Annotated in this window: 5 protein-coding genes; 3 read left to right on the top strand and 2 right to left on the bottom strand. The window is 35.6% G+C overall.

Going from position 1 to position 6,139, the window contains the following annotated elements:
- Positions 1-456: 456 nt before the first annotated feature.
- Both V7150_RS14335 and helD read left to right on the top strand, forming a co-directional pair.
- Positions 457-804, top strand: coding sequence for a hypothetical protein (locus tag V7150_RS14335; protein WP_335519369.1), 348 nt, complete (start codon positions 457-459; stop codon positions 802-804).
- Positions 805-1,005: 201 nt separating this feature from the next.
- The gene (gene helD, locus V7150_RS14330; RefSeq protein WP_335519366.1) at positions 1,006-3,339 is read left to right on the top strand and encodes an RNA polymerase recycling motor HelD; all 2,334 of its coding nucleotides are present in this window, start codon (positions 1,006-1,008) and stop codon (positions 3,337-3,339) included.
- Positions 3,340-3,393: 54 nt separating this feature from the next.
- On the opposite strand, the gene V7150_RS14325 is transcribed toward helD, so the two are convergent.
- Together V7150_RS14325 and V7150_RS14320 are read right to left on the bottom strand one after the other, a co-directional pair.
- Positions 3,394-3,528, bottom strand: coding sequence for a BA3454 family stress response protein (locus V7150_RS14325; protein ID WP_335519363.1), 135 nt, complete (start codon positions 3,526-3,528; stop codon positions 3,394-3,396).
- 569 nt (positions 3,529-4,097) lie between these two features.
- Entirely contained in the window at positions 4,098-4,328 is a 231-nt protein-coding gene (locus V7150_RS14320; protein ID WP_335519360.1) for a hypothetical protein, read from the bottom strand.
- A 334-nt stretch (positions 4,329-4,662) separates the two neighbouring features.
- Between V7150_RS14320 and asnS the strand changes: the two genes are divergently transcribed.
- Positions 4,663-6,054, top strand: a complete 1,392-nt coding sequence (asnS, locus tag V7150_RS14315) for an asparagine--tRNA ligase (protein WP_335519357.1) — start codon at positions 4,663-4,665, stop codon at positions 6,052-6,054.
- Positions 6,055-6,139: the final 85 nt, after the last annotated feature.

Here is a 6,139-nt window from a genome sequence, read left to right as displayed (position 1 = left end):
TTATTTTTAATCCATACCTTCCTCCTGGGTTTAACCTTTTATAAGAACAAAAATAGAAAAAGTATTTTTGTATTGCTTTTTTCCAATATGGGATTTGCCTATCTATTGGAGTATTTTGTATTAAACTTATTCAAAGCATATACCTATAAACCGAAGGTATTAAAAAACCACTTTCTTGATAATATATTTGGGGCTGTTTTATCCCAAGCAGTATTTATTCCTTTTACCGCAGTGTTCTTTTCCATTTTTAAATTGGGGTGGCCTGCAAAGGTATTCGGGAGCATTTACTTTTCATTAATAGAACTACTATTTTTGCGGCTTAGGATCTATCAACATTCATGGTGGAAAACTGGATATACCTTAATTCTCCTGCCATTGTATTTTAGATTGAGCGATTCTTGGTATAACTACTTTTTAAAAAATAATTCAATTATTCGTTTTGTATCCTTATTTTTGATGGTTATGGTAACAGAAACAAATTTATTTTTATTTTTGGCTATTTTTCGCAAAATTCGATTTGGCTTGGGCAGATATCATTCATGGAAGGAACATTTTATTTTATCGCCTTTATATTCCATCACATTTTCGCTATTCACTGCGTTTTCACTGAAAAAACAAAATAGTGTTATTGCCAAGCTAAGTGTAATTCTGTTTGGAGCATGTTTAAATTATTTTTTTGAAAGAATCAAGTTATTAAAAAATAAACTTCATTTTTTTGAATATTTATTAGTAAGAATAATAATGGTTTTCATTTTTGGACAATACAGAGTGTGGGTTTATGGAGAAAGGGATAAGAGCGAATAAGAAAAAATAAAACGCCACAAGTGGCGTTTTATTTTTGAATATTAAAATGTGCTCTTGAAAATAAAAAGGGAGTATGATAGAATGACATTTGGCATAAAATGTTGATGTTAGAAATAATTATAAATAACCTATTATAACATTAACATAGTTTTTTGTGGTTGTCAAGCAGAAGGATCTAAATTTAATCAGGAGAGTGGTTAAATGAGCGATTTAGAAAACAAAGACTGGCAGTTAGAGCAAGAAAGAGTCAGTTCAGTAGTTGAGGAAATTAATCAAAAGGTAAACAACTTAAACCAAAATACTGGTAAGGTTCGCTCAGATGTTCTCGAACTTCGCAAAACTTTTTGGGATGATGTAACCGTTAATTTAGATGAACCGGATGATATTATTGAAACGGCGGCAAGTATGAAGCAGCAAGCTGAACTGCTATCTGAGCGAGAGCGAACACATAAACAATTGGATAAACACCTGAAAACACTCGCCAGATTAAAATATTCCCCATATTTTGGGCGGATTGATTTTTTTGAAAAAGGCGAAAAATCACCTGATAAAGTTTATTTAGGAATCTCATCATTAATGGATGAACACGATGAAAATTTCTTAATCTATGATTGGCGGGCACCAATATCCAGTCTTTACTACGACTATTCTCCAGGTGCAGCAAAATATAATACACCTGAAGGAACAATCGAAGGAGAAATTACTTTAAAGCGCCAATTTATAATTAGGAATTCAGAAATTAAGGGTATGTTTGATACAGGAGTAACAATAGGGGATGAAATGCTTCAGGAAGTCCTTGGAAACAATGCGAGTACTCAAATGAAGAGTATTGTTGCCACGATTCAACGTGAGCAAAATGAAATTATTCGAAATGAGCGAAGCAAAATCCTTCTCGTTCAAGGAGCTGCAGGAAGCGGCAAAACCTCTGCAGCGCTTCAACGTGCAGCATATTTGCTGTATCGGTATCGAGGGACATTAAATTCGGAAAACATTATGCTTTTCTCACCGAACCCTCTTTTTAACAGTTATGTTGCTACCGTATTGCCTGAACTGGGAGAAGAAAATATGCAACAATCTACTTTCCAGGAATATTTAAATCACAGGCTTGGAAAAGCGTTTGATGTAGAGGACCCTTTCATCCAAATGGAGTATCTGCTCAGTGGGAGAAATGATGTAGGTTATCAAACAAGAATGGATGGAATCCGCTTTAAGGCAAGCCTAAATTTTAAAAAAATCATTGATCAGTATGCGTTCAAATTATCTAGTCAAGGCTTAATTTATAAGGATTTATCCTTTAGAGGAGATATAATAATTTCGAAAAAAGAAATTCATGATTATTTTTATTCTCTAGATGAAGGTTACTCAATCCCAAACAGAATTCAACTTGTCAAGGATTGGTTACTAAAAGAATTAAGGCGTGCTATGAAACGGGAACAATCTAAAGGTTGGGTGGAGGAAGAAATACAATTTCTTGAAAAGGAAGATTATTTGGATGTATTCAAAAAGCTCCAAGAAAAAAATCGTTTTACGGACAATACATTTGATGATTTTGAGCGGGAACAAAAACTTCTTGCCGAAATGATCGTAAAGGAAAAATTTAAGCCATTATTCTCAAGGGTGAAGAATTTAAAATTCATTGATACCACTCAAGTTTATATACAATTATTTGAACAAGTTGAAAAATCAGAAGAAAACCTTCCGCCAAACTGGTCAAAAATTTGCAAGCTAGCGGCAGAGAAGTTTAGCCGCATGGTTTTTCCGTATGAAGATGCGACTCCTTATGTATATCTTCAGGATTTAATTGAGGGCCGAAAATCAAACACAGCCATTCGTCATATATTTATTGATGAGGCACAGGATTATTCACCGTTTCAGTTCGCATTTATTCAAAGGCTATTCCCTTATAGCAAAATGACCTTGCTGGGTGACTTCAATCAAGCGATTTTTTCTGGGGCGACGGGTTCAGAGACCGTTCTTACGGATTTTAATTATTGCGATGAAGATGTTGTTACGTTTGTGTTGACAAAAACCTACCGTTCTACGAGGGAAATAGTCGAATTTACAAGCGGGTTGATTGAAGGTGGTGAAAAAATAGAACCATTTAACCGTAATGGTCGTAAGCCGACTATTGAAGTAGTAGAACATACCAAGTTGAATAGTGCTATTCTTTCAAAAATGAAGGCATTTAAAAATGAGGGACATCGCACAATAGCGGTTATTTGCAGGACTGCTGCAGAAAGCAAGGCAGTTTTTGAGGCTCTTAAAAACGAAGTTCCACTTCATTTAATTGAAAAAGGGACTGTTTCCTTTGAAAAGGGCAATCTTGTGATTCCTTCCTATTTGGCAAAAGGGATCGAATTTGATGCGGTCATTCTTTATGATAGTTCTCAATACAAGTGTGAAAGTGAGCGGAAATTATTCTATACAGTTTGTACACGTGCAATGCATGAATTGTATATGTTTACAACAGAGGGTATTAGTCCACTCATGGAAACCATGTCAAAAGAATTATATGAGTTAAAAATGAACTTTTAGAAAAAAGCTGCAGAATTCTAAAGTGAATTCTGCAGCTTTTTCTTTTTTAAAAAACTACTTTTTCCATTGCTTTTTTACTTGTTCAAAGGCAAGGCGTAATATTTCATCATCAGAAGTTTCCCGATTGGTAATGACATTCGTCAAATAGGATTTTCCTTCGAAGGTTATTGTTACTTCCACTTGTACCATAAAAAACCACCTTTCTTTATATGATAATGGTTGGTCGTGTATTCTTTACCGATAGGAAAGTAACTTTCTTATCAGGCGTAAGTCCAACTACGCCTCTGTCTTTCCCTAGGTGCTGCCGATTCGGGGAGTTTTCTTTTAAAAGTGCTGTTTTCGTAAAGTTTGTTTCTTTTTTAGTGTAATTTAACTTTAACTATCTGAGTTGATTGTAGCGGAGGGCACTTGACTCCTCGAAAATGCTAACGCATTTCCTTCGTGCGGTGATTATTCTAGGAAGCTTATTCAATGTCCTGCGGGAGAAAGAGGGAACTGGGAGACCCCACAGGCGGTAACGCCGAGGAGGTTCCCATCCCTCCTCGCGGAAAGCAAGTGCCTGGAGCGGAAATCAACGGACAAACTTTTTAGTCTAAAAACAACAATCTATGCGAAAAGAGCCTTTAAAAATGACACAACGCTTTAAAATATTCATTTAACTCGATATTTATAACAAAAATTGTTCGACAATTGTTAGTGGACATTGCTGGTTAAATATTTTATTTGAAGAATACTAAAAAAACTTCCAAAAGGAAGCTTTAAACTTCAATCATCAAAAATTCTTCAGCAAATATATGTACTTGGTTTTTATCTATTTTGTTCTTTTTCAGTAACGATTCTGCAATTACTAGATGAGCTTGGAGTGAAACATTTCTTTTGAGATCGCGAATTGACACATCGCCATTCAACAGTTGGATGGCTTTTTCTCTGATGTCTTGATTCATAGAAGACTTGTATAGAAGATATGCAATACATGTAACCTTGTCCACAAAGTAACCCCCAATCAAGAATCGATTATTTATTAATAAATTCGACTACAATCAGAAAAATCCTGCAAATTTTCTGAAAATTATTAAAAATATAGTCCGTTAATAATTAAATAGTCCCTGTCAAATGAGAAATTTAGTTGAATATTGCTTATTTGCTATAATATTTTATATAATATTGTAGGGATAAAAGAAAAACGTTGATAGTCTGTGAATTTTACCTTGCGTCCCATATGGGATGGGAGGCTTTTTATTTAACCACTGTTGACTAGAGGGATGAAAATAATCCTACTAACTATTAACTAAACCTTATACATATGATTTAGGAGGAAAACCCATGAAACAGGCCTTAATCAAGGATTTGTACAGAAATACGGAAAGCTATATTGATCAAAAGGTGCAATTATCAGGTTGGATTCGAACGATTCGTGATTCAAAAACCTTTGGATTTATTGAAATAAATGATGGAAGCTTTTTTAAAGGAGTCCAGATTGTATTTGAGGAGCAATTGGAAAACTATAAGGAAATTGCAAAGCTGCCAATCAGCTCTTCGATTAAAGTTGAGGGGGATTTTATCCATACCCCTGAGGCTAAGCAGCCATTTGAAATTAAAGCTAAAAAGATTGTAATTGAAGGGACTTCAAATGTTGATTACCCGTTACAGAAGAAAAGACATACATTTGAGTATTTAAGAACGATTGCCCATTTGCGTCCTAGAACAAATACATTTGCGGCTGTCTTCCGTGTGCGTTCGGTCGCATCTTATGCGATCCATAGGTTTTTCCAGGAGAACGGATTTGTCTATGTTCAATCACCGATTATCACGGGAAGTGATACGGAAGGTGCGGGTGAAATGTTTAGGGTTACCACCCTAGATATGGACAATCTGCCGAAAAACGAAGAAGGCAAGTCAGATGCATCAAAGGACTTCTTTGGCAGAGAAACGAACCTAACGGTGAGCGGGCAGCTTTCTGCTGAAGCCTTTGCCTTGGCATTCCGAAATGTGTATACATTTGGACCGACTTTTAGGGCTGAAAACTCAAACACGGCTCGACATGCTGCGGAATTCTGGATGATGGAACCTGAAATGGCATTTGCTGAGCTGCCGGATATTATGGACAATACTGAAGATATGATGAAATATGTAATTAACTATGTTTTAGAGAATGCTCCAGAAGAAATGAATTTCTTTAACAGCTTTGTAGAAAAGGGGTTATTGGATCGTTTGAATAATGCCCGTACTGCAGAATTTGGTCGTGTAACCTATACGGAAGCAATTGAACTATTAAAAGAGTCAGGTGAAAATTTTACTTATCCGGTCGAGTGGGGAGTAGACTTGCAGACAGAGCATGAACGCTATTTATGCGAGAAAGTGTTCAAGAAACCAGTCTTTGTTACTGACTATCCGAAGGAAATTAAAGCTTTCTATATGAGATTAAATGAAGATAACAAAACTGTTGCCGCAATGGATTTGCTTGTACCTGGAATCGGGGAATTAGTGGGAGGAAGCCAGCGTGAAGAGCGCGAAGAAGTGCTGTCTTCAAAAATCAAAGAACTTGGAATGAATGAAGAGGATTATTGGTGGTACCTGGAATTAAGAAAATACGGCGGTACAAAACATTCAGGTTACGGCCTTGGTTTTGAACGCTTAATCATGTATTTAACAGGAATGACTAATATCAGAGATGTCATTCCCTTCCCAAGAACACCTGGAAATGCAGAGTTTTAATAATATGAAACATGAACAGACTCGGTTACGAGTCTGTTTTTTTATGGGATATTAGAAAAATTTAACGTTATTATCAATTATTAAT

The sequence above is a fragment of the Neobacillus drentensis genome, assembly GCF_036965245.1.
Taxonomy (GTDB): Bacteria; Bacillota; Bacilli; order Bacillales; family Cytobacillaceae; genus Neobacillus; species Neobacillus drentensis_G.
The sequence above is the reverse complement of the archived record's forward strand: the minus strand, read 5'-3'. Positions and strand labels throughout refer to the sequence as shown.

Excerpts from the sequence above, each read along its gene's own strand:
- helD (WP_335519366.1), top strand. The coding sequence starts at position 1,006 with ATGAGCGATTTAGAAAACAAAGACTGGCAGTTAGAGCAAGAAAGAGTC.
- asnS (WP_335519357.1), top strand. The coding sequence starts at position 4,663 with ATGAAACAGGCCTTAATCAAGGATTTGTACAGAAATACGGAAAGCTAT.
- V7150_RS14325 (WP_335519363.1), bottom strand. The coding sequence starts at position 3,528 with ATGGTACAAGTGGAAGTAACAATAACCTTCGAAGGAAAATCCTATTTG.
- V7150_RS14335 (WP_335519369.1), top strand. The coding sequence starts at position 457 with ATGGTTATGGTAACAGAAACAAATTTATTTTTATTTTTGGCTATTTTT.